The sequence below is a fragment of the Paenarthrobacter sp. YJN-5 genome, assembly GCF_015040095.1.
Lineage (GTDB): Bacteria > Actinomycetota > Actinomycetes > Actinomycetales > Micrococcaceae > Arthrobacter > Arthrobacter ureafaciens.
In genome coordinates this window covers 4,014,334-4,041,309 of record NZ_CP053544.1, presented here as the reverse complement: position 1 = coordinate 4,041,309, position 26,976 = coordinate 4,014,334, and the positions used below count along the sequence as shown (strand labels likewise).

General features: G+C 63.4%; 23 protein-coding genes and 1 pseudogene. 14 read left to right on the top strand and 10 right to left on the bottom strand.

Annotated features, from left to right (window positions below):
- Window positions 1-63 precede the first annotated feature (63 nt).
- A complete protein-coding gene (locus tag HMI59_RS18655; protein WP_193592163.1) occupies window positions 64-1,278 on the top strand; it encodes an acyl-CoA dehydrogenase family protein in 1,215 nt (404 codons plus the stop codon).
- A 231-nt stretch (window positions 1,279-1,509) separates the two neighbouring features.
- Here HMI59_RS18655 and HMI59_RS18650 read toward each other — a convergent pair.
- The 8 genes and pseudogenes from HMI59_RS18650 to HMI59_RS18615 form a co-directional block, all read right to left on the bottom strand.
- Window positions 1,510-2,951: pseudogene (locus HMI59_RS18650) on the bottom strand (DUF222 domain-containing protein); the annotation flags it as partial.
- A gap of 36 nt (window positions 2,952-2,987) precedes the next feature.
- A complete protein-coding gene (locus HMI59_RS18645) occupies window positions 2,988-4,292 on the bottom strand; it encodes an IS256 family transposase (RefSeq protein WP_166186724.1) in 1,305 nt (434 codons plus the stop codon).
- 102 nt (window positions 4,293-4,394) lie between these two features.
- Window positions 4,395-5,129 carry a hypothetical protein gene (locus HMI59_RS26050; RefSeq protein WP_193592162.1) on the bottom strand — a complete coding sequence of 245 codons (735 nt, stop codon included), beginning with the start codon at window positions 5,127-5,129 and terminating at the stop codon, window positions 4,395-4,397.
- A 159-nt stretch (window positions 5,130-5,288) separates the two neighbouring features.
- Entirely contained in the window at window positions 5,289-6,608 is a 1,320-nt protein-coding gene (locus HMI59_RS18635) for a DUF1524 domain-containing protein (protein WP_227471446.1), read from the bottom strand.
- A gap of 265 nt (window positions 6,609-6,873) precedes the next feature.
- Window positions 6,874-7,632 (bottom strand): MerR family transcriptional regulator, encoded by a 759-nt coding sequence (locus HMI59_RS18630; protein WP_193592161.1) that lies wholly within the window; start codon window positions 7,630-7,632, stop codon window positions 6,874-6,876.
- A gap of 87 nt (window positions 7,633-7,719) precedes the next feature.
- Window positions 7,720-8,355: a PadR family transcriptional regulator gene (locus HMI59_RS18625; RefSeq protein WP_193592160.1), complete on the bottom strand. Its 636-nt coding sequence runs from the start codon at window positions 8,353-8,355 to the stop codon at window positions 7,720-7,722.
- Between the two features lie 273 nt (window positions 8,356-8,628).
- Entirely contained in the window at window positions 8,629-9,450 is an 822-nt protein-coding gene (gene nadE / locus HMI59_RS18620) for an ammonia-dependent NAD(+) synthetase (protein WP_166186706.1), read from the bottom strand.
- 112 nt (window positions 9,451-9,562) lie between these two features.
- Complete coding sequence (locus HMI59_RS18615; protein WP_166186707.1) at window positions 9,563-10,582, bottom strand: LacI family DNA-binding transcriptional regulator; 1,020 nt, start codon at window positions 10,580-10,582, stop codon at window positions 9,563-9,565.
- A 205-nt stretch (window positions 10,583-10,787) separates the two neighbouring features.
- On the opposite strand from HMI59_RS18615, the gene HMI59_RS18610 reads away from it, so the two are divergent.
- From HMI59_RS18610 to HMI59_RS18560, 11 genes are all read left to right on the top strand, one after another.
- Complete coding sequence (locus HMI59_RS18610) at window positions 10,788-12,146, top strand: ABC transporter substrate-binding protein (protein ID WP_193592159.1); 1,359 nt, start codon at window positions 10,788-10,790, stop codon at window positions 12,144-12,146.
- 13 nt (window positions 12,147-12,159) lie between these two features.
- A complete protein-coding gene (locus HMI59_RS18605; RefSeq protein WP_193592158.1) occupies window positions 12,160-13,221 on the top strand; it encodes a carbohydrate ABC transporter permease in 1,062 nt (353 codons plus the stop codon).
- Window positions 13,218-14,153 carry a carbohydrate ABC transporter permease gene (locus HMI59_RS18600; RefSeq protein ID WP_193592157.1) on the top strand — a complete coding sequence of 312 codons (936 nt, stop codon included), beginning with the start codon at window positions 13,218-13,220 and terminating at the stop codon, window positions 14,151-14,153. Before HMI59_RS18605 ends, HMI59_RS18600 begins: the two co-directional genes overlap by 4 nt.
- 2 nt (window positions 14,154-14,155) lie before the next feature.
- Window positions 14,156-15,004: a sugar phosphate isomerase/epimerase gene (locus HMI59_RS18595; RefSeq protein WP_193592156.1), complete on the top strand. Its 849-nt coding sequence runs from the start codon at window positions 14,156-14,158 to the stop codon at window positions 15,002-15,004.
- Window positions 15,001-16,194, top strand: a complete 1,194-nt coding sequence (locus HMI59_RS18590) for a Gfo/Idh/MocA family protein (protein ID WP_193592155.1) — start codon at window positions 15,001-15,003, stop codon at window positions 16,192-16,194. The genes HMI59_RS18595 and HMI59_RS18590 overlap by 4 nt, the downstream gene beginning before the upstream one ends.
- Window positions 16,191-17,117 (top strand): sugar phosphate isomerase/epimerase, encoded by a 927-nt coding sequence (locus tag HMI59_RS18585; RefSeq protein ID WP_193592154.1) that lies wholly within the window; start codon window positions 16,191-16,193, stop codon window positions 17,115-17,117. Before HMI59_RS18590 ends, HMI59_RS18585 begins: the two co-directional genes overlap by 4 nt.
- A 4-nt stretch (window positions 17,118-17,121) precedes the next feature.
- The gene (gene uxaC, locus HMI59_RS18580) at window positions 17,122-18,519 is read left to right on the top strand and encodes a glucuronate isomerase (RefSeq protein ID WP_193592153.1); all 1,398 of its coding nucleotides are present in this window, start codon (window positions 17,122-17,124) and stop codon (window positions 18,517-18,519) included.
- Window positions 18,516-19,856 (top strand): mannitol dehydrogenase family protein, encoded by a 1,341-nt coding sequence (locus HMI59_RS18575; protein WP_193592152.1) that lies wholly within the window; start codon window positions 18,516-18,518, stop codon window positions 19,854-19,856. The genes uxaC and HMI59_RS18575 overlap by 4 nt, the downstream gene beginning before the upstream one ends.
- Before the next feature lie 32 nt (window positions 19,857-19,888).
- Window positions 19,889-21,118, top strand: a complete 1,230-nt coding sequence (gene manD, locus HMI59_RS18570) for a D-mannonate dehydratase ManD (RefSeq protein WP_193592151.1) — start codon at window positions 19,889-19,891, stop codon at window positions 21,116-21,118.
- A 244-nt stretch (window positions 21,119-21,362) separates the two neighbouring features.
- Window positions 21,363-21,935 carry an orotate phosphoribosyltransferase gene (pyrE, locus tag HMI59_RS18565; RefSeq protein ID WP_021471731.1) on the top strand — a complete coding sequence of 191 codons (573 nt, stop codon included), beginning with the start codon at window positions 21,363-21,365 and terminating at the stop codon, window positions 21,933-21,935.
- A 105-nt stretch (window positions 21,936-22,040) separates the two neighbouring features.
- Window positions 22,041-23,189 carry an alpha/beta hydrolase gene (locus HMI59_RS18560; protein ID WP_193592150.1) on the top strand — a complete coding sequence of 383 codons (1,149 nt, stop codon included), beginning with the start codon at window positions 22,041-22,043 and terminating at the stop codon, window positions 23,187-23,189.
- An 81-nt stretch (window positions 23,190-23,270) separates the two neighbouring features.
- Here HMI59_RS18560 and HMI59_RS18555 read toward each other — a convergent pair whose 3' ends face one another.
- Window positions 23,271-24,011 carry a tyrosine-protein phosphatase gene (locus tag HMI59_RS18555; protein WP_193592149.1) on the bottom strand — a complete coding sequence of 247 codons (741 nt, stop codon included), beginning with the start codon at window positions 24,009-24,011 and terminating at the stop codon, window positions 23,271-23,273.
- A gap of 9 nt (window positions 24,012-24,020) precedes the next feature.
- Entirely contained in the window at window positions 24,021-24,851 is an 831-nt protein-coding gene (locus tag HMI59_RS18550; protein WP_031216301.1) for an HAD-IIA family hydrolase, read from the bottom strand.
- A 202-nt stretch (window positions 24,852-25,053) separates the two neighbouring features.
- On the opposite strand from HMI59_RS18550, the gene HMI59_RS18545 reads away from it, so the two are divergent.
- Window positions 25,054-26,259, top strand: a complete 1,206-nt coding sequence (locus tag HMI59_RS18545) for a hypothetical protein (RefSeq protein WP_193592148.1) — start codon at window positions 25,054-25,056, stop codon at window positions 26,257-26,259.
- A gap of 31 nt (window positions 26,260-26,290) precedes the next feature.
- On the top strand, window positions 26,291-26,974 hold the full coding sequence (locus HMI59_RS18540; RefSeq protein WP_166186720.1) for an RNA methyltransferase: 684 nt from the start codon (window positions 26,291-26,293) through the stop codon (window positions 26,972-26,974).
- The last annotated feature ends 2 nt before the right edge of the window (window positions 26,975-26,976 follow it).

Sequence of the window (26,976 nt, the reverse complement as noted above, 5' to 3'; positions counted from 1 at the left end):
TGCAATATACTAGGACATCCAAGGGTTTGGAAGAGCCCGCGCCGGACATGACGAAGGGGTCACATGCTCGACGAGAAAGCCGCATCCACCACAAGTGGAGCCGCTCCCGCTAACGCCCTCCCTCCCTACCCAGAGGCGGACCTGATGCACGTAGTAGACCTGCTTCCCGATGAGGAGCGGGCCCGCTACCGGGAGGTTCGGGAGTTCCTTCAAGCAAGCGTCAGGGCTGCCAGCATCGATTACTGGAACCGGGAGGAATTCCCGTTCGGGCTGCTGGCCGACATGGCGAAATTCGGGCTCGGAGGACTGCAGACCGATGGCTCCTCCACGCTGTTCAAAGGGCTCATGTACACCGAGATAGCGCGGGCCGACGTCTCCCTGTCGGCACTGGTCGGGATCCATAACGAGCTCATCGTCGGCATGATCCATGAGCTGGGTTCGCCCGAGCAGAAGCAACGCTGGCTTCCCGGGCTTGAGGCTTTTTCCGTGTTGGGAGCCTTCGCCCTGACCGAACCCGACCATGGCTCGGACATCGCCGGAGGACTTTCGACGACGGCGCGGCGCGACGGCGGGGAATGGGTCATCAACGGTGCCAAGCGCTGGATCGGGGCCGGAACCATCGCGGACTTCGCCTTGGTGTGGGCCCGGGATGAGGCTGACGGCCACATCAAGGGGTTCATCGTGGAGACTGACCGCGCCGGATACGCAGCTACCAAGATCTCGAACAAAATCGGTCTCCGGATCATGCAAAACGCGGACATCACCCTGGACGAGGTACGGGTTCCCGCTTCGAATCTCCTTCCAGGCGCCACCGAGTTCTCCCGGGCCAATGAACTGTTGCGGGATTCCAGGGCGTGGGTGGGCTGGCAGGCTGCGGGTATTCAACTGGCAGCGTTCGACGTCGCGCGTTCCTACGCTCTTGAACGCCTGCAGTTCGGCAAGGAACTGGCCAGATTCCAGCTGGTTCAGCAGCAACTCGCTGACATCCTGGGCAACGCCCACGCATCCTTGTCCCTGATGGTTGAGTTGGCCCGCATACAACAGGCGGGAAAACTGGAAATGGTGCAGGCCGCCATGGCAAAGGCCACAACGACGCGCCTCGCACGGTCTTCCGTGGCGATGGGCCGGTCCCTGCTGGGCGGTAACGGCATCACCACGGATTACGAGATGGGGAAGCTCTTCGGTGATGCCGAGATCCTCTACACCTACGAGGGCAGCTACGAGATCAACTCCCTCATTGTTGCCCGGGCGGTCACCGGGAAGTCGGCGTTCGTGTAGGGGCACCTGAGTGTAGTCAAGCACCGTTACTGATATCGGTTCTGAGTGACAGGATCCTTCGTGATTGCGGAGGGTCCTGTTGTTTTATTGCCCCAACGGCCCGGGCTCCCTGGCTGAAGACGCGGGGTGGCTGGAGGGGCGGCTGGAGGCGCGGAGGGGTGGCTGTGGGCGCGCCAGGTGGCTGGAGTGTGTCTGGGTGGCCGTGGGTGTTTCCTGTTTTGGGACAGGGTGTCATGTTCGTTGGGGTGTGTGGTGGTGGTTTCGTTGGGGTGTTTGGGTGGGGTCGATGTGGGGTGGTGGTGTGAACCATGGGATGCCTTGGTGGGTGGTGATTTTCCATTGTTCTTTGTGGATGAGGTGGTGGTGGTGTGAGCACAGGAGGGTGCCGTTGTTGGTGCTGGTGGTGCCTCCTTGTGACCAGTAGGTGATGTGGTGGGCTTCGCACCAGGGTGCGGGGATGGTGCAGTCGGGGAAGGTGCAGCCTTGGTCTCTGGCGGCGATGGCTTTGCGGATGTGGGGTGGGAAGATCCGGGTGGTGCGGCCGATGTCGAGGACTTTTGTCCGTTGGTTCCGAGGAGGACGGGCAGGATGTCGGCGTCGCATGCGATTTTGCGGATAGTGCTGGCGTGGATGGGGCCGGTGAAGGTCGCTGTTGCGCTGCCCGGCCGGGCTGAGGAGCCGCCCAGGTCTGGCTGGTGTGGTGGGTTTTGGAGTCGGGGGTAGAGGTCGTTGGCGTCGATGGTGACGGTGAGTTGGGGTTTGAGGCCTCCGTTGGCGGGGAGTTTGCCGGTGCGCAAGGCGTAGCTGCAGCCGGTGATGAGACCGTCGAGGAGTTTCTGGGCGCGGGAGCGGCGGTCCAGCTCGGGCCCGGATGTGCTGCTCCCGCTGACCCCGACGGCACTGACCGTGCTGGTGTTGCTGACGCTGGCGGCGCTGACGGTCTTGGCGCTTGTGGCGCTGGTGGCGGCGCTGACGGCGCTGGTGGTGGCGGTGTTGCCGGGTTGGTCGCGGTCCGGGGCGGGGACGCCGTCGGTGGTGGTGCTGTTGCTGGGGCTGGCAGTAGCGCCCCAGCCGCTGCCGGCGGCGCTGGGGAGGCTGGCAGTAGTGGTGGTGCTGGGGATGGCGGTAGTGCCCGCGCTGTTGGTGGTGTTGGGGTTGTTGTGTGGGGTTAGGTGTGGGTTGGTGGCGGTGTTCATGGTGGTGATGAGGGTCTCGTATTGTTCGTCGGTGGCGAAGATTTCGATGTGGTGGAGTCCGCGGCGGGGTTTGCGGATGAAGGCTCCTTGGATGGTGCGGAGTTCTTCTTCGGTGGGTTCGGGTCCGTCGTGGTCGATGCGGTTGATCCAGTGTTGGGCGGTTTTGGCCAGGAAGTCGGGGTCGTTGTGGGTGGCGGTGCGGGTCAGGGCGTGTTCCATGGTGGTGAGGGTGTCGGGGTGGGCGATGAAGGCGACGCGTTCGAGGGCTGTGGTGATGATGGTCGCTGAGCGGGAGGGCACGTCGGTGGCGGCGAACGCGGCGGCGAGGTGTTCGTGGCGTGGGGTGGTGGTCTCGCCGGTGAGGGTGGTCCCGGGCAGCAGGAGCGCGGCCTGGGTCAGGCGGCGGCGGGCTTCGCGGATATCGATCCGGAGCCTGGCGCGCAGGAACTCGGCGGCGTTGCGGTACCCGTCATCGAGGGCTTGTCAATACTTTTGTGTATGAGGGGTCTGGGTTCAGCCCAAGTAGGGTTCGATGCGTTCGGGGTATGTGATGGCGAGGATGCCTAGTGCTTCGTTCCAGCCTTGGCTTTGGGCACCTTCGATGAGTGTGTGGACGGTTTTGCTTTTGTTCTCGCGGGCCTGTCCGTGGATCTTCGCGCGTTCGCTGGCTCGTTTGTCTTCGATGTTGCAGATGGCCAGCCAGAGCAGTTTGACCGCGGCGGTGTCGTTCGGGAAATGGCCGCGGTTTTTGATGATTTTCCGGAGCTGGTAGTTCAGCGATTCAATGGCGTTGGTGGTGTAGATCACCCGGCGCAGCGGCGGCGCGAAAGCGAGGAAGGGAACGAACTTTTCCCAGCTGTTGCGCCAGGTATTGACCGTCGCACGGTACTTTTTGCCCAGCTCGGAAGACGCGAACGCCTCCAGTTCCGTTTGCGCGGCTTCAGCTGAGGAGGCCGTGTAGATCGGCCGGAGTGCGGCTGCGACCCGTTTCCTGTCGTTGTAGCCAATGAACCGCATCGACGCCCTGATCAGATGGACTACACAGGTCTGGACCGTGGCCAGGGGCCACGTCGCGGCGATGGCTTCGGGAAAGCCCGTCAGGCCGTCACAGCAGACAATGAGTACGTCCCGGACTCCTCGGTTGGCAAGTTCCGCGCAGACCCCGGCCCAGAACTTGGCCCCTTCGGTGGCCTCGACCCAGATACCCAGTACGTGCTTGATGCCGTCCATATCGACGCCCACGGCAATGTGCGCAGCTTTGTTCCGTACTTGCGCCCCGTCGCGGACTTTGACCACGATCGCATCCAAATAGAGAATCGGGTACATCGGATCCAGCGGCCGGCGTTGCCAGATCATCACCTCATCCAGAACGTCATCGGTGATCTTGGAGATCGTTTCGTGCGAAAGCTCGGTTCCAATCGTTGATTCCAGATGATGCTGGATGTCTCTGACCGTCATGCCACCGGCATAAAGACTGATAATCATTTCGTCCAAGCCACCCGTGCGTCGGGCACCCTTGGGCACGAGCCGCGGAACGAACGAACCATTCCGGTCCCGCGGGATGGCCAAGTCAACATCGCCGGCCTGACTGGCCAGCGTTTTCGGGTAGAACCCATTGCGTGAGTTGGGCAGCAAACGTGCCGCGGGATCTCCCTTTTCATAGCCGAGATGACCGGAAAGTTCGGACTTCAGTCCACGCTCCAGAACGGCCTTGATCATCTGGTTCAGGAAACCGTTCTTGCCATCAATCTGCAGTTCAGCCGAATCGATTTGTTCCATTAGCTCATCAAACGCACCGGACTCGCGCAGCTGCTCCATCCCCCCGGCAGCAGCGACCTTCGCGGCAAGCTCCGCGCTGAGCTCTTCACTAGAACCAGTCATGGTCACAGTTTTCTCCAATCAACCAGGGGACCGGAACTCCTACACAAACCATCTGACACCCCCGTCATCGAGTACCGAACCAGGCCCCGCAACAGAAGACCTCACGGGCCCGGACCCCACAACGGCCCCAAGCACGGCACCGGCAGCGGAGGCCGGTCGACCGGCCCGGGCAGTGGTGCCGGGTGTGTGCGGGTGGGCGGGGTGTGGGGTTTCGGTCCAGCCGGTCCGCCAGCCCGGGACGGGCTTTGCGGGGTTGTGTTTGGCTTCGGTGCGGGTGCGCTCGACCGCGTGGGCTGCGATGATCTGCAGGTAGCCGATGCTTCGGGAGAGATCCTCGACCCGGGCAGCGAAGTCTGCTGCTTCCTGAACATCGAACACCCGTCCTGCCGGTAACGCCAGGGCACGCGCAGTCTCCAACACCGCAGCCCCGTCCTCCAACGCCTCCATCACATCCTCAACGACCCCACCGCCGCCATCAGAAAGACCCATGCCTTCGGACAAGCCCACGTCACTGGAAGAACTGCCGACGCCGGTAGGCTCACCGCGGTCAGAACTGCCAACGCCGGACGGGTGAGCGGCGCCGGAACTGCCGGCGCCGGAAGGGCCACCGCCGTTTGCAGCAGCGAAACCGGGTGCCGTCCCCACGTTGTCTGCCCCCGCCGTCGTGATTGCCACACCAGCTCTACCCACACCAGCCCCGGCCTCAGCGTCCATGGCAGCCGCAGCACCGGGCGTACCCGCCCGTTCCACCACAACCTGCCCGCTCAAACCCATAAACCAAGCCTTCCACCCCACCCAAACCCTGTAACCAGCCCCCAGCCCGTATGTGGAAAAACCAGCCGGGAAACTGCGGGCAGGGTGCGCGAAAGAGTCCTGCCCCCGGTCAGAACCCCGAGGGGACGCGTACCGGAGGCAGGATGTTTCGAGGGAGGCTTACTTTTCGCAGGCCACTCCGTCTTTATCTCCGTCCAATCCCGCCCTGTACCCGGGCTGTCCGGCGTACAAGGGTGCAGCACCGGCAGCCCTGGCCGCCGCGCAGTTGGCGTAATACGCGGGTGCAGGTGCAGGTGCAGGTGCAGGTGCCGGGGCTGGGGGTACAACAGCGGGAGCGGGTGCCGGGGCGGGAGGTACAACAGCGGGAGCGGGCGCCGGGGCAGCAGGCGCAGGCGCAACAACAGCCGGGGGAGCAGGCGCTGCCGGAGCCGGCTCAACAACTGCGGGTGCTGCCGGAGACGGTGTCTCAACCGGGGCCTTCTCATTCGTGGGCGCCAGCTGTCCCGGGCAATCCGTCAGGATACCGACCATGGCGTCGTGCTCCGCCTGTGTCACCCAGAGGCTGTAGGTGGCTTTCACGGAAATCTGGCGGGCGACGTACTCGCACCGGAATGACTTGTGTGGCGGCAACCAGGTCGCTGCGTCGCCGTCGCCCTTTTGCTGGTTGGTAGGCCCGTCGGTGGCCTGCAGGTTCAGCGGATCATTCGCCAAAGCGGTGCGTTGTTCAAGGCTCAGCTGCTGGGCGCCTTTCTGCCAGGCGTCGCTTAGGGCAACAACGTGGTCGATCTGAACGGCAGCGCTGGTGCTGGCACCGCGCACAAAGCCAATGGTCCTGGCCGTGTACGGATCCGCGAGAGTACCGCTTTGGACTTTGCAGGGAACGCTGTTGGCGTACGCGATCTGTGTGAGGTCGCGCTTGAGGATGTCGTTGCGGGTGTCGCATCCGTTGCGGTCGACGTCGGCCCAAGCCTGCCCGAACTCATCGCGGTCGTAGCCGGTTTTCGGAGCGCGGCCCTTGATGGGCAGCGTGGCCAGGACGTCCAGCGCCTTTGAGGCGTACGCCGGCTGTGCGTGCGGAGCTTTGTATGACGCTCCGGCGGCGAGAGCCTTGGTGCCGTCGGGATCCAAGGGAGCTCCGGCGTCGGACGCGCTGAAAGTTGGCGTTGGCGTGGCTGTTGCCGACGGCGAAGCGGAAGCGTCCACCAGCTTCTGCGCCTCGGAAGCAGCTTTGGAAGCCTCCAGCGTTTCCCTCGGTTGAGCAGGGCTCAACGCGCCGCCGGCAACGAAGAAGACCAGAGCACCGGTCAGGACGATTGCTCCGGCGCGGCGACCGCCGGGCAACAACGCCCAGGAACGCCGGCCCGTGGCTACAACGTAGATTCCGGTCAGCAGGGCCAGCAGGCCAAGCATGATCAACATGCCGCCGAGTCCGGATGCGAAGGCGCTGATTATCAGCAAGAGAACAGCGATGATGCCCATGCAAATTGTTGAGGTGGGCAGCCGGAATGAACCCGTCCCGGGCGGGATGTGATTGGACACGAAGAAATCCCCATTTCGATATCGAACCGTGAGTCAGCGGCCGATGATGAGAGCGCTTGTGGCTGAACGCCCTCGGGGATTCTAGTATTCGAATTACAGGTTTGTGATTCCGCCCGGATTATGACGCCGGCCGAAGTGCAGGCGGGCCGTCATGGCCCGCCATAACCCGGGGATCGGGGCGCTTGCCGTCCCGGACGTGCGTTGCTCAGAGATTCGCCTCCGCGTAGATCCGCAGTGCGTCGCGGACGAACATCGCCCCTGCTTCTCCGCCGTAGTTCGCGGCGAACCGGGGGTCTGCCACATACATCTCGCCGAGGCCGATAACGTAGCCCTTCACATCTCCGCCCGGGGTGGCGGATGGTGTTCCCGGAACGCCGCGAAGCCATTCAACATGCCGCTGCGCGAGGTCCTGCGCTTCCGGGCTCTCCGGCGGGATGCCGGCGGAGGCCGCCGCTATCCAGTCGCTTCCCAGCTTCCCGGCCCGGCCCTTCCAGTCCTGCTTTTCTTCCGGGCTCATGCCACGCCACCACGAGTCGCTCTTGGCGTAGGCGTCCTTGCCCCATCGCTCCTCCACCTCGTCTTTGTATTGAGTGTGGTCGAAGCCGTCAAACATGTCCTGTGCCATGTAGTTTCCATCCCCTTTCAATGTCTTGATGGTTTGCTGAACGGAGGCCATCTGCCGGGCCAGCCGATCCCGCTCTTGGCTGAGCCACTCCAAATGGCTGCTGAGGGCCTTGACGGTGTCTGTCTCCCGAGCCAGCACTTCCGCGATTGCGGGAAGGCCAAGCCCGAGCTCCCGGAGCAACAGGATGCGCTGGAGCTGAACCAAGGCCGGACCGTCGTAGTAGCGGTAGCCGTTATGTCCGGTCCGGCTTGGTTTGAGCAGCCCGATGTCGTCGTAGTGCCGCAGCGTCCTGCTGGTGGTTCCGGCCATCTTGGCGATTTCCTGGATCGACCAGTCCATCCGTCCTCCGTCCTGTGCCTGTTCTTCGACAGTAGGCGTTGACGTTACGTCAAGGTCAACACCCCAAGGTCAAGGGATGGATCACTGTTAGTCAGCGAGGATCAGGTAGAGCGCCCGACGGGTTTCGTCGAGCTTCGCGATGGCTGCGTGCCGCTGTTCATCGGAGACTCCCGAGCGGAACTGGTGGATGACTCCCATCAGCTTGCCCACGCTCTGGTGGAAGGCGGCGCCGGTGGCGTCGGCTTCGGTGTTCCAGGCGTTGGCCAATTCCTCTTCGTGCTCGGCGACGTAGGCACGGCCTTCATCGGTGAGGGTGAATTCCGTTCGCTTGCCTTCGCCCACAGCAGCAATGAGGCCTTCGTCCACCAATTGCTGCAGGGTCGGGTAAACGGATCCCGGGCTTGGCCGCCATGCGCCGGAGGTCTTCTCCGCGATGGTCTTGATCAGGCCGTAGCCGTTGGATGGAGCTTCGGCCAGCAGCGAGAGGATGGCTGCCCGGACGTCGCCGCGGTTGCGGCGCGGACCGCCCGGTCCGAAGCCGCGGGGGCCAAAACCGCCCGGGCCGAATCCCGGGCCAAAGCCTGGACCGAATCCGCCGCCGTGACCACCAGGGCCGCGGCGTCCCCTGCCGCGGTTGAAGCGGCCGCGACCGCCCCCGTGCTCGGGGTGCCCATGGCCGTGCTCTGGAAATGCGTTGTTGTCGTGTTCGTTGATGCCTTTCATCGCAGCATCTTCCTTTCGGTTGTTAAGGTCGCCGAAGGATTATCGGCGATACTTAACGATATATCGGTAAGATCGAGTCGTCAACGGGATGTGATAGAGCGATCGGCCGGAAGGCGTGGGATGTGATAGAGCGATCGGCTGTTGGGGGTGGGACGTGATAGAGGGTTAAAGCACGACGACGGGTGCCGACTTCCGTACGGAAGCCGGCACCCGCCGTCGTGCTTGAGGCTGTCTGCCTAGGGCAGTGCGGTGACGCTGGTCAGGCGCGGTGGGCTATTTCCACCACGTGTCGAAAATCGTGACCGGGACGGTCCGCTTGTGGCGGGTCCGCAAGTACTTCTGCTCGATGAGTTCGGCGACACCCTCGGGTACGTCGCGGCCTTCGAGGTAGTCATCGATCTGGTCGTAGGTGATGCCCAGTTCGTCCTCGTCGGTCCGGCCCGGCTTGTCATCTAGCAGGTCAGCGGTGGGAACCTTCTGCCAGAGGCGCGCGGGTGCGCCGAGTTCGGCAAGCACTGCGCGGTTCTGGCGTTTGTTCAGTCCAAACAGCGGCAGGATGTCCGCGCCGCCGTCGCCGTATTTCGTGAAGAACCCCGTGACGGATTCGGCGCCATGGTCGGTGCCGATCACCAGGTAATTGTGCTCGCCCGCAAGGGCGTACTGCGCGATCATGCGTGCGCGGGCCTTGGTGTTGCCCTTGTGGAAGTCCGAGATCTCCGCGCCGGTGGTTTTCCGGAACTCGTCCTCGAAGCCGTCCACCGCGGCGGCGATGTTAAAGGTCCACTCGGTCTTGGCGTTGATGAAGTCCATGGCTGCCTGGGCGTCGTCCTCGTCATGCTGCACGCCGTAGGGGAGCCGCACGGCCACAAAGTTCGCGTCCACGCCTTCTGCCTGGAGTTCTTCCACCGCCAACTGGGCGAGCCTGCCCGCCAGCGTGGAGTCGAGCCCTCCGGAGATGCCCAGGACGAACCCCTTGGTGCCGGTCGCCTTCACATATTCCTTCAGGAATTCAACCCGTTTGCGGACCTCCCCCGCGGGATCGATCCGGGGCTGTACGCCCATTTCCTCAATGATTGTGGCCTGGAGTTCGCGCATGGGTTCAACACTAGTCAGCGGGATCGCAAAGCCTCAACCATCATGAAGCGGCGTGCCCAAGTAAGTCGCAGTTGTGCGCGTTCTGAGCCCGCTAAACGCGCTCTGCTGCTACCTACTTGGGGGCCGGGCCGGTGGAGCCGCGGACCGTGAGGTGCGTGGGCATGACGGCCAGTCGACGGCTCGAGGCCGCATGCAAAGGGTCCAGCTGTGTCAGCAGCATGGACACCGCCACCCGCCCCGCTTGCTCGATGGGCGAAGCGATGGTGGTCAGTGGGGGATTGCAGAAGTCGGCCCCGAAGATGTCGTCACAGCCAACGATGCTCATGTCCTCAGGGACGCGGATTCCGCGTTCCCGCAGCCTTTGCAGCATTCCGATGGCCAGGAGGTCGTTGAAAACGATGCATGCCGTTGCCCCGGTCCTGGCGGCAGCGTCAGCTGCGGCGGCCCCGGAGGTGGTTTTTGGAGCAAAAGGTCCCACCCGCGAGATGGTCAACCCCCGCTCGCGGCTCTCGTCCTCAAACGTCTTCCAGCGCTTGGCATTTGACCATGAGGAAGCGGGGCCTCCGACGTAGCAGATGCTGGAATGGCCGAGGGAGGACAGATGGTCGATCGCCTGGACTATGGCCCCGGGGGTGTCGATCATGACGGTCGGGGCGTTCGACGACGACCGGTTGATGGTCACGATGGCGTGGGCTGAGGCTGCCTCTGCGAGCTGGGCGTCCGTGAGGCGGGACGCCGCAAGGATAAATCCATCTGCTGTCCGCTGCATTTTTCGTAGGGTGTCCGCCTCCATTTCCGCGGACTCCTCGGTGTCCACCAGCAACTGTGTGTAGCCGGCGGCCTTCAACTGGTTCTGGGTGCCGCGGATGATGTCGAAATAGAACGGGTTGGTCACGTCGGGAACCAGGAGTGCTATGGCATTCGTGCGCCCGGAACTGAGGCCTCTTGCCTGGGAACTCGGCACGTAGTTGAGTGCAGCGGCAGCTTGCTCGATGCGTTCCCTGGTCACGCGGTTCACCCGTCCCGGATTGGAAAGGGCCCTTGAGACGGTAGATGTGGCAACCCCTGCCATTTCTGCCACGTCGCGAATCGTCGGAGGTGCCCCGGCCGGCCGGGTGCTCGAGTCTGCCATGTCAGGTCCTTTCCGGCCGTCGGCAAACCTGGTGAGGTGCCACCGAAACCATGTGTTGGAGCAATTGCAACAGTTTTGGCAACTTTTGGCAAACGCTTGCCGCAAAAATTGCCAACTCATAGACTCGTTGCCGAAAGCCCCTGTGACGTACACCACCATTTGCTGCCATATGGCACCGTCTACGGGCTGTATCCAAGGAGGAACAATGAGGTTTGCACCATCAGCGAAGTTCGCCGCCGTCATCGTTGCGGCAGGACTGGCCTTGACGGCCTGCGGGGGAAGCAGCGGGGGCTCGAGCAATTCGAGCGGCGCCGTGGACGGCACAGGGAAGAAACTCGCCGTCTTGACGGGCGTCAACAACCAGTATCCGGAGCAGCAGAAGGAGTGGTTCAAGGATATCGCGGCGAAGTTCAAGGCGGAGACCGGTGCCGAGGTGGAGTTCGAAACCTTTGCATCGGCCAACGACGAACTGACCAGGATCCAGACCTCAGTTGTTTCCGGACAAGGCCCGGATGTGTACAGCCTCGGAACCACCTTTACACCCACGGCCTACGCCACTAAGGCTTTCGTAACGCTCAGCGATGACGACTGGAACAAGGTAGGCGGCAAGGACCGTTTTAACCAGGCCGCGCTGGGAATCAGCGGACCGGACAAGGACCACCTGGCCGGCATCCCGTTCGTCAGCCGTCCGTTCGTCATGGCCTATAACAAGGACCTTCTCGCGGCCGCCGGCATAGAGAAGCCCGCAACCACCTGGGATGAGCTCGCTGAGCAAGCCAAGAAGATGACCAACGCCGGGGCAGGCACCTACGGGCTGGCTACCGGGTACAAGGACAACTTCGATCCCTGGAAGTTCATCTGGGCGATGTCGGTCCAGGCCGGCAACCCGCTCGTGGAAGGCGACAAGCTGAAGATGGATGACCCGACCGTCAAGAAGGCCTACGAGACCTACTTCGGCTGGCTGACAAAGGACAAGATCGTGGATCCGGCCGCCATCGGATGGAGCAACAGCAACGCTGTGGCAGCCTTCGCGTCAGGCAAGGCCGGATACCTGATGATGACCACTTCCAGCTCCGTGCCCACGCTCGACAAGTCCGCGATCGCCGGAAAGTACGCCTACGCCACCATGCCCACCGTGGCTCCAGGTGAAACGTCCCCCAAGGGTGACGGTGACAAGGCCGCCAGCATCCTCTCCGGCGACAACGTGGTGGTTGCCGACTATTCGCAGCAGAAGGACCTCGCCTTTGCCTACATCAAGCTCATCACGTCCAAGGAAGAACAGCTCAACTACCAGAAGATCTTCGGTGAGCTCCCGGCCAACGCAGAAGCACTGGCGTCGCTGACCGATCCGAAGCTCCAGCCCATCGCCGACGCCGCGGGCAAGTCGAAGGCGACGCCGTTCACCGGTGCTTGGGGCGACATCCAACTGGGACTCCTGAACGTCACTGTCCAGTCCATTCCCGACCTTGCCAAGGGCTCTGTGGACGACTCAGCCCTGGAAGCCCGCCTCAAGGACGCCCAGTCCAAGGGCCAGGCTTCACTCGACCGGGCCTCCAAGTCCTAGGCGGTAACCCCAAATGTCAACCGATTCCTTCCGGAAAATGAGGAGCGGCGGGGGGTCGCTTGCCGAGAGGCAACTGTCCCGCTCCGGCACCGTCGAAAACACGTCCGACGGCGGTACGCCGGCGAGCGCAGGCACAGGAACCAACCGGGGCCAGAGACCTTCGAAGAAGCCGGCGCGGCGCAGGAACATCAGCGAGCGCAACCGTCCGTTGTGGATGCTGATTCCCGGCGGCCTGCTCATGCTGGTCATCATTGTGGTGCCGCTGATACTCGGCATCTACATGTCCACGCTCAATCTTGACCAGTACTCGTTGCGCAAGTGGATCAGCGCGCCGTTTATCGGGGTGGAGAACTTCGTTGAAGCCCTGACGGACTCGCCCCTGCTGCACTCGGTGTGGCTGAGCGTCAGTTACTCCTTGATTGCCATGTTGGTCACTCTTCCCCTGGGCATAGCGGCTGCTGTTGCCACCCAGAACGCGTTCAAGGGCAGGGCGCTGATTCGTTCGATTTTCCTGATCCCGTACGTGCTGCCCGCGTTCGTGGTAGCAACGGTGTGGCGGACGATGTTCCAGCCCGGTGGCGTCGTGGACTCGGTCCTGGGCGGCATCGGCATTGAGGCAGGATTGTGGCTCAACGGGCCGCAAACGTACTGGACGTTGATCCTGGTTCAGATTTGGGCGTCGTGGCCGTTCATCTATCTGCTGGCGCTTTCCGGACTGCAGTCGGTAGACCATGAGGTGCACGAGGCCTCGGCGCTGGACGGGGCACTCTGGTGGAACAAGCTGAGGTACGTCATTTTCCCCTACCTTAAGGGGCCGCTCTCGCTTGCCTTCCTCATTGGGATGCTCCATCACATCAACAACTTCACGCTTCCGTTCGTCCTGTTCGGTGTTCCGGCACCGTCCGACGTCGAGGTCCTGCCGATCCTCACCTACGTGACCAGCTTCCAGAGTTTCCGTTTCGGCCTCAGCGCCGCCATGGCCTTTGTTTCCTTGGTCCTGATCGCCATCCCGTTGTTCATCTATCTGCGCGCCGTCAAACTGGACGACGCCGAGACGCCAGGAGGCAAGAAGTGAGTGCGTCAACTACTTCGGTCCGTGGGACGGCCGGAAGCGAGGCATCTGCCGCAGAATTCCGGCCTGGTTCCAAGCGCCAGCATGAGGTCACCCGGCTACTGCCGGGGCCAGCCCTCGCCATCATCCTGACTGTCCTGTGCGCCGCGGTCCTGATCCCGATTGCGTACATTTTCCTGGCGTCCGTGAATTCGGATATCGGCGTGGCCCGCGGCGAGTTCTGGCCGTCGACCTTCTCGCTGGAGAACTACTCCAAGATCTGGTCCAGCGTGGGCTTGGCCAAGGGCCTGGCCAACAGCGTCCTGGTGGCCGGAGCCACGGCCATCGTGTCTGCCGCCATGTCCATCTCCATCGCTTATGTGCTGGTCAGATACCAATTCCTGGGACGGCTCACCATACTGCGCGGCCTCTTGGCCCTCCAGTCGGTGCCGGGGACCCTCATGGTCCTGCCGGTGTTCGTCCTGTTCTCCTCGGCGGCCAGTTACCTGGGCATCCAGGTCATCGGTACCCAGTGGGGCCTCTTCATCACGTACCTGACGTTTGCGATGCCTTTCTCTACGTGGGTGATGGTCACCTACCTGCGCGGCCTTCCCCGGGAACTGGAAGAGGCGGCAAGGATCGACGGCGCCAGCAACCTTGGTGTCCTGACCCGCATCATCCTTCCGCTGAGCTGGCCGGGAATCGTCGTCTCCGGGATCTTCGCGTTCCTGTTGGGCTGGAACGACGTCCTGTTCGCATCGGTCATGACACGCCCCGACAGCCAGACCGCAGCCGTTGCCCTGCAGATTTTCGGGGCGTCACAGGAAGGCGGGGCCATCCCGATGTACGGGCAGATGATGGCTGCCTCGCTGGTCTGTGCAGCGCCAGTGGTGATTCTCTACCTGATTTTCCAACGTTACCTAGTGGGCGGCCTGACCGCCGGAGGAGTCAAATAGCAATGACCGGTTCAGCAAAAGTTGAGTGGACGCTTTCAGGTTTCGGCGACGAGATCAGCGATGATCCGGTGCTGCAGATCGCTGTGCTCCAGGCCTTGGGCGCGAACCACATTGAGGTCCGGAGCGCGTGGGGAACCAACATCGTGGACTTGGACGATGCACAGCTTGGGCAGCTCAAGGCGCTGCTGGACGATGCCGGCATGGGCGTTTCCGCCATCGCTTCGCCGATCGGCAAGGTTGACGTGACGCTGCCGGTGGAACATGAAGTGGAACGCCTGCGGCGCGCGGCCAACGCTGCGCACGTCCTTGGGGCGCGCTACATCAGGATCTTCTCCTTCTACTACGGGGAAGGAGTGGCCGTGGACAGCATCCGGGACGAAGTCATTGAGCGGATGCGGGCCCTCGCCGCTGTTGCCGAAGAACAGGACGTGGTCCTGCTTCACGAGAATGAGAAAGACATCTTCGGGGACACCCCGGACCGCGTCCTGGACATCATCGAGTCTGTGGATTCGCCGGCGTTGAAAGTGGCGTGGGACCCGGCCAACTTCGTGCAAGTGGGCGTCAAGCCGTTCGACGAAGGCTACGCGAAGCTCCGTCCCCACCTCGAGTACCTGCAGGTCAAGGATGCGCGGTTCGCAGACGGCGTCGTGGTGCCTTCCGGTGAAGGCGATGGCGATCTTCTCCGCACCGTGGAGGCGCTCAAAGCGGACGGGTTTGTTGGCTTCGCCAGCTTGGAACCCCACCTCGCAGGCGCCCACGGACTGGGTGGCTTCTCCGGACCCACCGCGTTCGGAATGGCGGCCCGTGCCTTTGCAAAAGTCGTGAACGAAGCTGGAGTAGAAACCAAGTGAGCACTGAGACGAACCAAAGCACCATCAACGTGGCCATCGCAGGTTGCGGCACCATCGGACGCACGCACGCCGCCGCCGTCGGGGAGTTCCCCGACTTGCGCGTGACGGCGCTCGTGGATGAAATCCCGGAAGCTGCTGCCGGCCTGGCGCAATACATCGAAGCCTCCGGTGCCACGCGGCCGGCAACCTTCAGTAGCCTTCAGGAAGCATTGGCCGGCTCCGACGTCGATCTTGTCATTATCGCCACACCAAGCGGGATGCACATCGAGCAGGCCTTGGAAGTGTTGGAAGCGGGCAAGCACGTAGTCATTGAGAAGCCGCTGGACGTCAACCTGGACCGGGCGGATGAGATCCTTGCCGCGGCAAAAACCGCCGAGGCGAAGGGCTTGGTGGCGAGCGTGATCAGCCAGCATCGCTTCGACCCCGCCTCCGTGGTGGTTGACCAGGCACGCCGCGCCGGCCGCTTCGGACGGCTGACGTCCGCCATTGCGTCGGTGAGCTGGTACCGGAGCCAGGGGTACTACGATTCCGGTGCATGGCGCGGAACATGGGCCATGGATGGCGGCGGCGCGGTGATGAACCAGGGCGTTCACACCGTGGACCTGCTCTTGTGGTTCCTGGGCCGGCCCATTGAGATCAGCGCCAGGACGGCACTCCTTGCCCACGCGGACGTCGAGGTGGAAGACACGGCCGTAGCTACTGTGACGTTCGAGTCCGGCGCGCTCGCAGTGCTGCACGCAACCACCGCCGCGTACCCGGGCCTGACCGTCCGGCTTCAGGTCATGGGCAGCAAAGGTTCTGCCGTGATCGACAACGACAATCTCGAGTATTTCCATGCGGGCGATCCAAATGGCCCGGACAGTGGGCCCATGGGAATCCGCGGCGGCGGCAACCAGGCCGAAGAGGAACTGGCCAAGTTCCCGGAAGCGCCGGTGGATTCCAACCTGGATCCCACCGTGTACCCGGCCGGACACATCCGCCAGTATCGCGATGTGCTTGAGGCCATCCGGACCGGCAGGCCCGCAGGCGTCAGGATCGAGGATGCCGTCACAGCCCTCGGCACCGTCCGCGCGCTCTACGTCTCAGCGACCCTGGGTAAACCCGTCTTGATCGCCGACGTTCTGGCCGGGAAATACAACGATGTCCAGGTCCACACCGGAAATGGCCACCTCGAGGAGGTCACGGCATGAAATTCTCTGTCTTTACCGCATCCACGCCGGAATGGACTCCGCAGGAGGCCGCCACGCAGCTGGCTGCCCAGGGCTGGCATGGAATCGAATGGCGGGTCACGGACCAGGCAGAGGCCCCGGAACCCGGATTCTGGGCCGGAAACAAGGCAACGTGGCCGATGACCGGGCTTGAGGACTCGGTCCCGGAGATTGCCCGGATCACCTCCGAGGCGGGTTTGGAGTTCTCCGGTCTTGGCGGCTATGCGCGCTGCGACAACCACGACGGCGTAGAGCGGGTTCTCGCTGCGACGGCCGCCTTGGGTGCCCGCCAAGTGAGGGTAAACGTCCTTCCCCTGGGCAACTCAACCATGGGCGGACAGGAACCCAGCGGCCTGTCCTACCCGGAGCTGTCCGCTGCGACGCGTGGGCACTATGAGTGGGTGGCTGAACGGGCAGCCCACCACGGAGTCAAAGCGCTTGTTGAGCTGCACCACGGCACGGTGACTGCCTCCGCCTCCTCCGCACGCCGGCTCCTTGAGGGACTGGACCCGCAGCACGTTGGGGTCATCCATGATTTGGGGAACTTGCTGATCGAGGGCTGGGAATCGCCGTTGCCTGCCCTGGAACTGCTGGGACCGTACCTTGCACACGTTCACGTCAAGAACGCCCGCTGGGTCCGCACCGAAGACCGTGACGAGGCCGGTGCTTCAGTTTGGGTCAACGAGTGGGCACCACTGGCCGAAGGCCAGGGCAGCGTCCTGGAGTACTTCAAGGCGTTGGCTTCAGTGGGCTACGACCACTGGGTCACGGTGGAGGACTTCTCCACCGAGGTGCCCCTGGCCGAACGCACGGCCGGAAACCTCCACTTCATCCGTCGCGCAGCAGACGCGGCCGGGCTGACCGTCAGCGGAACCCGCGCCGCAGGCTCACTGTCGAAAGGCTGAACTGATGTCCACTTCCATCGCCACCCACCCGGATCGGCTCCTCCCGGCGGACCCGGGAACGCGGGAGATTGCCCGCAACCTGCTGGCCCGTGTCCAGGACCTTCCCATCATTTCGCCGCACGGCCACGTGGATGCAGCCGTCATTGAGCAGAACACGCCCTTTCTGGACCCCGCCGCGCTGCTGGTCACCCCGGACCACTATGTCACCCGCCTGATCCATGCGTCCGGCGTCAGCATGGAGCAGCTCCAGCCGCAGAACGCCGGGGCGCGGGAGATCTGGCGGACGTTCTGCCGCTCGTGGCCGCTGTTCGAGGGAACCGCGTCCGGGTACTGGCTGAGGACCCAGTTCGAGACAGTCTTCGGCCTCCATGGGGAACTTAGCGCGGAGACAGCGGATGCCAGCTTCGATGCAATCTCGGCACGTCTTGCGGAGCCCGGCTTCCGCCCGCGCGAACTGTTCAAGGACTTCAACATCGAAGTCCTTGCCACCACGGATGATCCCCTGGACGATCTCTCCAGCCACAAGGCGCTCGCCAACGATCCTTCGTTCCACGGACGCGTCCTGCCAACTTTCCGGCCAGACGCCTACATCAACATCGCACACCCGTCATGGGGCACCAATGTTGAACGGCTGATCGCTGCCGCCGGCGACGGTGCTACGGGTTACGGCGGCTACATCGCAGCCTTGGAGAACCGCCGCCGGTACTTCGTGGACCATGGCGCGGTGTCTGCAGACCACGGCGTCCGGACCCCGGCAACCCTCAAACTCGATCCGGCGGACGCGGAGGCCCTCTTCGAGAGGGCCCGGTCCGGCAACGCGTCCTTCGAAGACCGGGAGGTCTTCGAAGCGCACATGACGTACCAGATGGCGCGGATGTCCGTGGAAGACGGCCTGGTGATGACCATCCACCCGGGCTCGTACCGCAACCATCACACGCCCACCTTTGAAGCGTTCGGGGCGGATACGGGCCACGACATTCCCTTTGCAGTGAACTACACCGAGGGCATCCGGCCGCTCCTTCAGGATTTTGGGACGGCCAAGGACTTCCACCTGGTGCTGTTTACCTTGGATGAGACGGTCTTCTCCCGCGAACTGGCACCCCTTGCCGGGTTCTACCCTTCGGTGTACTTGGGGGCACCCTGGTGGTTCCTTGATGCGCCGGATGCGATGCTCAGGTTCCGGTCTGCCGTCTCGGAGACTGCCGGGTTCTCCCGGTCTTCCGGATTCATCGACGACACGAGGGCGTTCTGCTCGATCCCTGCCAGGCACGATGCCTCCCGCAGGGTGGAGGCCTCGTTCCTCGCCCGCCTCGTAGCCGAACACCGCATCAGCGAGGACCGCGCACACGAGCTGATTGTCGACGTCGTGGATTCCGCACCCAGAAGGGTCTTCAAACTGTGACCGGCAACGCCACCCCGCGGCTGAACCGTGAAGTGGCAGCTGCGGGCCCCAAAGCCCCCGTACGCATTGTCCACTTGGGTCTGGGTGCCTTCCACCGCTCACACCAGGCCTGGTTCACCCAGCACGCCGGCGACGCGGGGGAGTGGGGCATCGCCGCATTCACGGGCCGTCGACCCGATGCTGCCGAGGTCCTCTCCGAACAGGATGGTGTGTTCACTCTGGTGGAGAGGTCCGACGCCGGAGATACGTTCGAAGTCATCGGCAGCATCGTTGAGGCTGTGGACGGTAACGACGTCGGACGGTTGGCGGAGCTGCTTGCCGCACCTTCAACCGCAATCGTCACGCTGACCATCACCGAGGCCGCCTACAGTACGGACGCGGCCGACGCAGAGCACTCCGCAACGCCCTTGGGACGCTTGGCCGTTGCCCTGGCAGCGCGCAAGGAAAATGGTGCAGGGCCATTGGCAATCGTCAGTTGTGACAATCTGGCCCATAACGGGTCGGTGACCCGTGAGGCGATGCTCTCCCTCGCGGAAACCCTTGACCCGGGTTTTGCTGACTGGGTGATGGCAAACGTCAGCTTCGTCAGCACCTCCGTGGACCGGATCACCCCACGAACCACCGCGGAGGACATTGCCGAAGTCGCGGCCGCCTGCGGGTACGACGACGCCGCGCCCGTCGTTGCCGAGCCCTTCCGGAACTGGATCCTCAGCGGCACCTTTCCAGCGGGCCACCCTCGCTGGGAAGACGCTGGAGCTGTCTTCGTGGAGGACCTCGAGCCGTACGAGAACCGCAAGCTCTGGCTGCTCAACGGGGCACACTCGATCCTTGCCTATGCCGGCCAGTTGCGCGGGCATGCCACGGTAGCTGAAGCATTGGCTGATCCGCTGTGCCGGGATGCCGTGGAGAAGTTCTGGGATGAAGCGGCACGGCACTTGCCTGACGAGCTGGACACACCGGCATACCGGGCAGCGTTGGTGGAACGCTTCAGCAACTCGAGGATCGCCCACCATCTGGCCCAGATCGCCGTGGACGGGACCACGAAGCTACGAATGCGTGCGCTGCCCGTCCTGGCAGCAGAAAGGGCTGAAGGCCGGCCCGGCGACGGGGCTGCCGGCATGATTGCGGCCTGGGTGGCTCAGGTTACTTCTCCCGCCGACGTCAAGGACCCGCTGGCTGCGGAGATCGCGGAAGCGAATACCCTCGACGGCGATCGCCGCACCCGCGCGTTACTGGAACTTCTGGATCCTGGGCTGGCCGCCGATCCCGGCGTCCTGGCGCAGGTACACCGCCTTCAAGACCGCTTCACGGCCTCATCCACAAGCGCTTCCCGCTAAACCTGACAGTCCTTCCGAAAGGATCTTTGATCATGAAAATTGTTGCTGCTGATGTCTTTGTGACCAGCCCGTCCCGTAACTTCGTCACCCTGCGGATCACTACCGAGGATGGTGTGACCGGTATCGGTGATGCCACGCTGAACGGTCGGGAACTCGCCGTCGCTGCCTATTTGAAGGAGCACGTGGCCCAGTTGCTGATCGGGAAGGACCCGCACCGGATCGAGGACACGTGGCAGTTCCTGTACCGGTCCTCGTACTGGCGCCGCGGCCCCGTGACCATGGCCGCGATTGCCGCCGTCGACATGGCCCTGTGGGACATCAAGGGCAAAGTGGCCGGACTCCCGGTCTACCAGCTCCTGGGCGGCGCTTCGCGCAATGGGCTGCGCGCGTACGGCCACGCCTCCGGTTCGGATATTCCGTCGCTGTTTGATTCGGTGCGGGAGCACCTGGAACTGGGGTACAAGTCGATCCGTATCCAGACCGCCGTCCCGGGGATCAAGGCCGTGTACGGTGTTGCCGCGCAGGCCCAGGCCTCGGGGGAGCGCTATGATTACGAACCCGCAGGCCGGGGCAACTTCCCGCTGGAGGAGGACTGGGACACCCGCGCCTACCTGCGCCACCTGCCCACCGTGTTCGAAGCCGTGCGGAACGAGTTCGGCCCCGAACTCCCGCTGCTGCACGATGGCCACCACCGCATGACCCCCATCCAGGCGGCCAAGCTCGGCAAAGCCCTGGAACCCTATGACCTGTTCTGGCTCGAGGACTGCACCCCGGCCGAGAACCAGGAAGGCCTGCGCCTGGTCCGCCAGCACACCACCACCCCGCTGGCCATCGGTGAAATCTTCAACACCGTGTGGGACTACCAGACCCTGATCAAGGAACAGCTGATCGACTACGTCCGTGCCGCATCCACCCACTTCGGCGGCATCAGCCCGTTGAAGAAGGTCATGGACTTCGCCGCGCAGTACCAGATCAAGTCCGGCTTCCACGGACCCACGGACATCTCCCCGGTGGGCTTCGCGGCGCAGCTGCACGTGGGCCTGGCCATCCACAACTACGGCATCCAGGAATACATGCAGCACTCGGACAAGACCAACGAGGTCTTCCAGCAGTCCATGACCTTCAAGGACGGCTACCTGCACCCGGGCGAGAACCCCGGCATCGGCGTCGAATTCAACGAAGAAGCCGCCGCGGCGTTCCCGTACCAGCAGGCCTACCTGCCCTACAACCGCCTCGTGGACGGCACCGTTCATGACTGGTAAACCAACTCACGTGGGGATCGCGTGCAGTGAGCTCAAACGCGCCTACCGCGACGCATGAACAAGGTGGACATCGAAAATCCCGTGGACCAGATCGTGGACCGCACCGCGGAGATTCTGCTCGGCGCACAGGGCCGCGATATCCAAAACGCCGCGGCCCGGTTTGCCGTGGGTTGAAGCTCCGGCTCTGATTTCCCGCTCGCAGCACTTCGATTTCCTGCTCCCGGCCTTACGTAGAATAGAAGCCATGACTTCCTCGCCTGAGACCTCAGTTGCCCGCGCCCGCCTTCTTGAACTCATCAAAGAACTGGCGGTGGTCCGCGGAAAGGTGATCCTCTCCAGCGGCAAGGAAGCTGACTACTACATCGACCTGCGCCGGATCACCCTCCACCATGAGGCATCCAAACTGGTGGGTCAGGTCATGTTGGCAATGATCGACGACGCCGGGATCCCGGTTGAGTGCGCCGGCGGCCTCACCATGGGTGCCGACCCCGTCGGTACCGCTGTGATGCACGCAGCCGCCGACGCCGGGCGCGCTGTTGACGCCTTCGTGGTCCGCAAGGCCCAGAAGTCCTATGGAATGGGCCGCCAGGTGGAAGGTCCGTCCGTTGAAGGCCGCAATGTTGTGGTTCTCGAGGACACTTCCACCACGGGCGGATCCGCACTGACCGCCGTCGAGGGTGTCCGCAAGGCCGGCGGCAACGTGGTTGCCGTTGCCGTGATCGTCGACCGCGACACCGGCGCGAAAGAGAAGATCGAAGCCGAAACGGGTGTCCCGTACCTCTTCGCTTTCGGCAAGGATGAGCTGGGACTCGACTAAGGACTTCATGCTTCGCCGGTGCCTTCAAAGGCGCATCCTAAAGGCACCGACGGGGCAGATTCCACAGGACTGTCAGGTGGAGCATTCGAAGCCTATGCTGGCTGCGTGGGCGTTCAGGTAGGGAAACTTCCGGTACCGCCGGAAGTGGAAGAAGACCTCCCGCTGCCCGCCAAGCCTGAACCGGGCCCTGAGCCCGGGGCAGGGACGGAGCCAGCGGAGGATCCGGGTTCGTGGGCCCGGATCCTGCCTTACGCTGCCCGCCTGAAGAAGTCGTCCCGCCGTAACTTCCTGGTGGCTGCGGGCGCGTCGGCGGCCCTGGCGGGCGACATGCTTTTCACCCGCCACGTGCAGGCTGAGCGGCGCGCACCCAAAATCCTCCGCATCCCGGATCAGTTCTCCGATCTGTACTTCCCCAAAGCCAGCTGGATCCTCTTTCCGGGCTACAAAACCAGCTGGGAAGAAGCGCAGTGGATCCTCAATTCGTTGCGCCCGGCACTCCACCAGCGCGGCCGCCTCGCTGCCGTGGGATATTCCAACCTGGGGCTGGACGTTGACGAGGTGGTCCGAGAGGTAATCCTCTACGTCCGTGAGCTGGGCCTCGAAAAGCTCTATTTTTACGGACACAGCTTCGGCGGAATGCTCGCGACGCAAGTGGCTGCCCGCCTCCTGGAGTTGCATGGCGTTGAGACGGAACTCATCGTCCTCGATTCAAGCCCGTTCAACCGTGCCGATGTGTTGGATAAGAGCTGGTTCGACGGTGTGGTGTTCCTCTATGAGAACGGCTTCAGGATTCCCTCCGTACTTCGCGGCGGCTACGAGCTGGGGGAGCGGGTGGTTCACAAGGATGAGCGTTCCTGGCGGCAGATCCTCGACCAAACGGCCGAACAGCTTTCGCCCATCGCGCCGTCCAGCGTTCTGATCCAGACCGAATCTGCCTACATTTACCACTTTGATGGCTTGCGCTTCGTCGGGAAGCTGGGTCCGGCCAAGATGGCGTACATGGGCAACTCGGCCGACGGGACGGTCAACTACCTCACTGCACGGGCCGGGTGGAGCAAAGTATTTGCGCAGAACATGAAGCTTCCGATCCTGAGCACCGCAGGCGCCCGGCCGGCACACGCCAGCCCCCAATGGAATCCCGACGTCTACCGGCCGCTGATTGAGCACATTCAGAACCAGCTCGATCCGTTACCGCCGGCACCCGAAGAACCGTCCTACCGGACGCCGGACGGGCGCATCATCCGGCCGGCTTGACGTGACCGGCGTCGGCTGAGCTGGGCTGGTTGGGGCTGGTCCGGTTGGGCTGGGTCCGGTTGATCTGAAGGGGGCCGTGCCTCAGGAACCGTCGCGAAGCCTCTCAACCTCGACGGCGGTCAGGCCGGCCTCGTTGAGGAAGGCGCGGGCATCGCCGAATTCCCTGGCGAATCCCACCAGGAAATGCCGGATGGCCGCTTCCGGGCTTTGCAGGATCATGAGGTCCGGACTGAAGTACTGGGCCGGGGTGGACGGAACGTGCAAGCGCCAGGTGTCCGCCATGACTTTCAGCACGTCGGGGAGGTTTGCAGTTGTGGCGGTGTAATCGTTCACGACGGCCTCATCCGACGCGCCTGCAGCCATGAGCGCCACTGCCGAGACCACCCCGGTCCGATCCTTGCCCAGGGAGCAATGAACCAGCGTGCGCCGGCCCTGTGCCACAGGCCGGAGGGCGTCGGCCACCCACCGCGGGCGGACCCGAAGCCAACCCAGGTAAAGCTCACCCAGATCCTCGGGTGTCTCCACCGCCTGCAAGGACCCTGCCACCGCATTAGGGTCCAACGGGTTATGAATGACTTCGACGCGGGACGGCGCCCCCGTTCCGACGCGGGACGGCGTCCCTGCAGGGGGAAAGGAGCCGTCCGCGCCCGAATCCACCAGCCAAGGCACAATGCTGCGCTCGAGGTCGCTGCGGAGGTCCATGATGGCTTGGATCCCGTGCTGCTCCAGGAAGTTCGACGTGCCGGCAGCATCGAGGCCGAAGGGCTGGCTCCCCCTGAGTATCCGGCCTCCAGCCAGGGGACGCAGATTGAGCACAGCCATAGTGATCTCCTAGATCTGACTCTTGAGATCGGCCACCGAGTTCAGGATTTGGTTGGGCCTGAACGGGAAGGACACGATTTCCTCACGCTGGGTGATGCCGCTCAGCACCAGGACCGTATGCAGGCCTGCTTCCATGCCGGCAACAATGTCCGTGTCCATGCGATCGCCGATCATTGCAGTGGTCTCTGAATGGGCATCGATCTGGTTCATGGCGGATCGGAACATCATGGGATTCGGTTTTCCTACGATGTACGGTTCACGACCCGTCGCCTTGGTAATCATGGCAGCTATTGCCCCGGTCGCGGGAAGGGGGCCGTCCTTGGAGGGACCCGTGGCATCCGGGTTGGTGGCGATGAAGCGGGCACCGGCCAGGATGTGGCGGACGGCCATGGTGATGGCTTCGAAGGAGTAGGTGCGGGTTTCGCCGAGCACCACGAAATCGGGATCGGTATCCGTAAGGATGAAGCCGGCCTCATGCAGGGCGGTTGTGAGGCCTGCTTCGCCAATGGTGTAGGCGCGGTTTCCGGAGTCCGAGGAATGAACTTGGTCTTTCAGGAATTGGGCGGTGGCAAGGGCAGACGTCCAGATGTTCTCTTCCGGGATCTCGAGGCCCGAGGCACGCAGCCGCGCCGCGAGGTCACGCGGAGTGAAGATGGAGTTGTTGGTCAGTACGAGGAAGCGCTTGGAGGTATCAACCCAGCGCTGGATAAGTTCGGCAGCACCGGGAATGGGCTGGTTTTCATGGACCAGGACGCCGTCCATGTCCGTCAGCCAGCACTCGATCTCCTTGCCGCTGCGGTACACCGATTTGGTTGTGGTGGGCACGGTTTCATCTGCCATATTCGCCTCCGGCTGGGGTTGGTCATTCACTGCATCCCAGTCTTTCATTTTTGGGGCGGCCAGACACCTTTGAATCTTTCTATGTGGGTAGAAGTACCCATCTCCGAAAGCCGTTTTGACTTGCGCGCAACACCTTGGACCTACCTACTGTTGGGAGGGCTCAGGCAATCCGGGGCCGGTCCCAGCGCTTGAAAGGCCTTGCATGAGCAACAACGGAACACCCCAGCCGCCGTACAACCCGGAGGGCGTTCCCCAGCCCCCGTACAACCCCGACGGCGTTCCCCAGCCGCCGCACGCGGCCAACGCTGATCAGTACCGGCAGTACCGGCCGGAGCAGACCCAGCCGATTTACCAGCCCGAGGCGGCCGAACCCAACTACGCTGCGCAGCCCGGCCAGCCGGCCCAGCCCAACTACGCTGCCCAGCCCGGATACGCTGCCCAGCACGGCCAGCCGGCCCAACCCAACTACACCGCGCAGCCCGGATATCCAGCACCCGGCGCCCCGTTCGACGGCAACCAATTCGGAGGCAACCAACCCGAACGCAACCCCAACAAGAAGCCGCTGTTGTTCATCCTCGGTGGCCTCGCCGTCGTCGTCATTATTGCCCTGGTGGTGGTCTTCACGTGGCTGGTCCCTTCGATGACCAAGCCCGTAGCCGCCGGGGACCCGTCGCAGGCGGAATCGGCGCCCGCCAGCGACCAGCCCGCAAGCGACCAGCCCGCCAGCGACGACGCTGCAGCAGAGGAACCATCGGAGGACTCGAACGCCTCGGGCATGCCCGATGGCGCCGTTGCACTCCCTTCGGTATGGGAAAGCTTCGATGGCCCGTCCAACGTCCCCGCGGACGGCGATCCGCAGTTCAGCAAGTGGGTCACGGGGGAGTCGTCTTTCCAGTACTTGGCTGAGTGGACGCACGATGAGTCGTTCGGCATCACGAAGGACCCCACCACGGGGGCTGAGATCCAGAAGAGGGCGCAGGGCACAACGGAAACGGACGGGGACGGAATTGCGCTCGCCTACGCGTTCTTCGCCGAGTCCGAAGAGGGCAAATACGGCAAGGACCCGGCAAAGGTAAAGGCCGCCATTGAGGAGATCGAAGCCAGGTTCAAGGGCATGACCGCAACGGAGCTGCCGCAGAACCTCGTTGGCCATAAGTGCGCCTCGGACTTCACAACCAGCATGCCGGAGATCCGGGAATTCCGCCGTGGCGCTGCTGTAGTCATCGGGTTTACGTGCACCAACGCCCGCGGTGAAGAGATCCAGGCCGTCAACCTCTTTTCGGTCACGCCCTGGGGAACGCCGCAGATGCTCGGAGTCAGCGGACACAAGGAGTACTGGGACGCCCACCCGGGACTGATACAGCAGCTGGCCAATTCCTACCGCATCAACAAGTGGAAGCTCGGTTAGGAGCGCCGAAGGGCGAAGCTAAAGTTGAGGGGTGACTGACCTTCCCCCCGAAGCAACCGAGCCCACCCCTGCCAGCGCCGCCACCGACGGTGAGGCGGAGGCGAAACCGGAGGTCGGCGTCGGGCCTTGGGAAGGTGACTGGCCCGAAGGCGACCATTGGGACCCGGACCTCCTGCGGGACGGCGACCGCCGCAACGTGGTGGACCAGTACAGGTACTGGAAGCACGAAGCGATCGTCGCGGACCTGGATTCCAAGCGTCATGCCTTCCACATCGCCATTGAGAACTGGCAGCACGACCTCAACATCGGAACCGTCGTCCGTACGGCCAATGCCTTCCTCGCCAAGGAGGTCCACATCATTGGTCGACGGCGGTGGAACCGTCGCGGTGCCATGGTCACCGACCGCTACCAGCATGTCCGGCACCACCCCACGGTGGAGGACTTCGTAGAGTGGGCCAAGGGGGAAGGGTTGGCGATCATCGGGATCGATATCTTCCCGGATTCGGTGCCGCTGGAGACCTACGACCTCCCGAAGAATTGCGTCCTCGTGTTTGGCCAGGAGGGGCCGGGCCTGACCCCCGAGGTGCACGATGCCGCGGTCGCAACCCTTTCCATTGAGCAGTTCGGCTCGACGCGTTCCATGAACGCAGCATCCGCAGCCGCGATCGCCATGCACGCGTGGGTCCGGCGCCACGTGTTCAACCAGCCCGTGTAGCC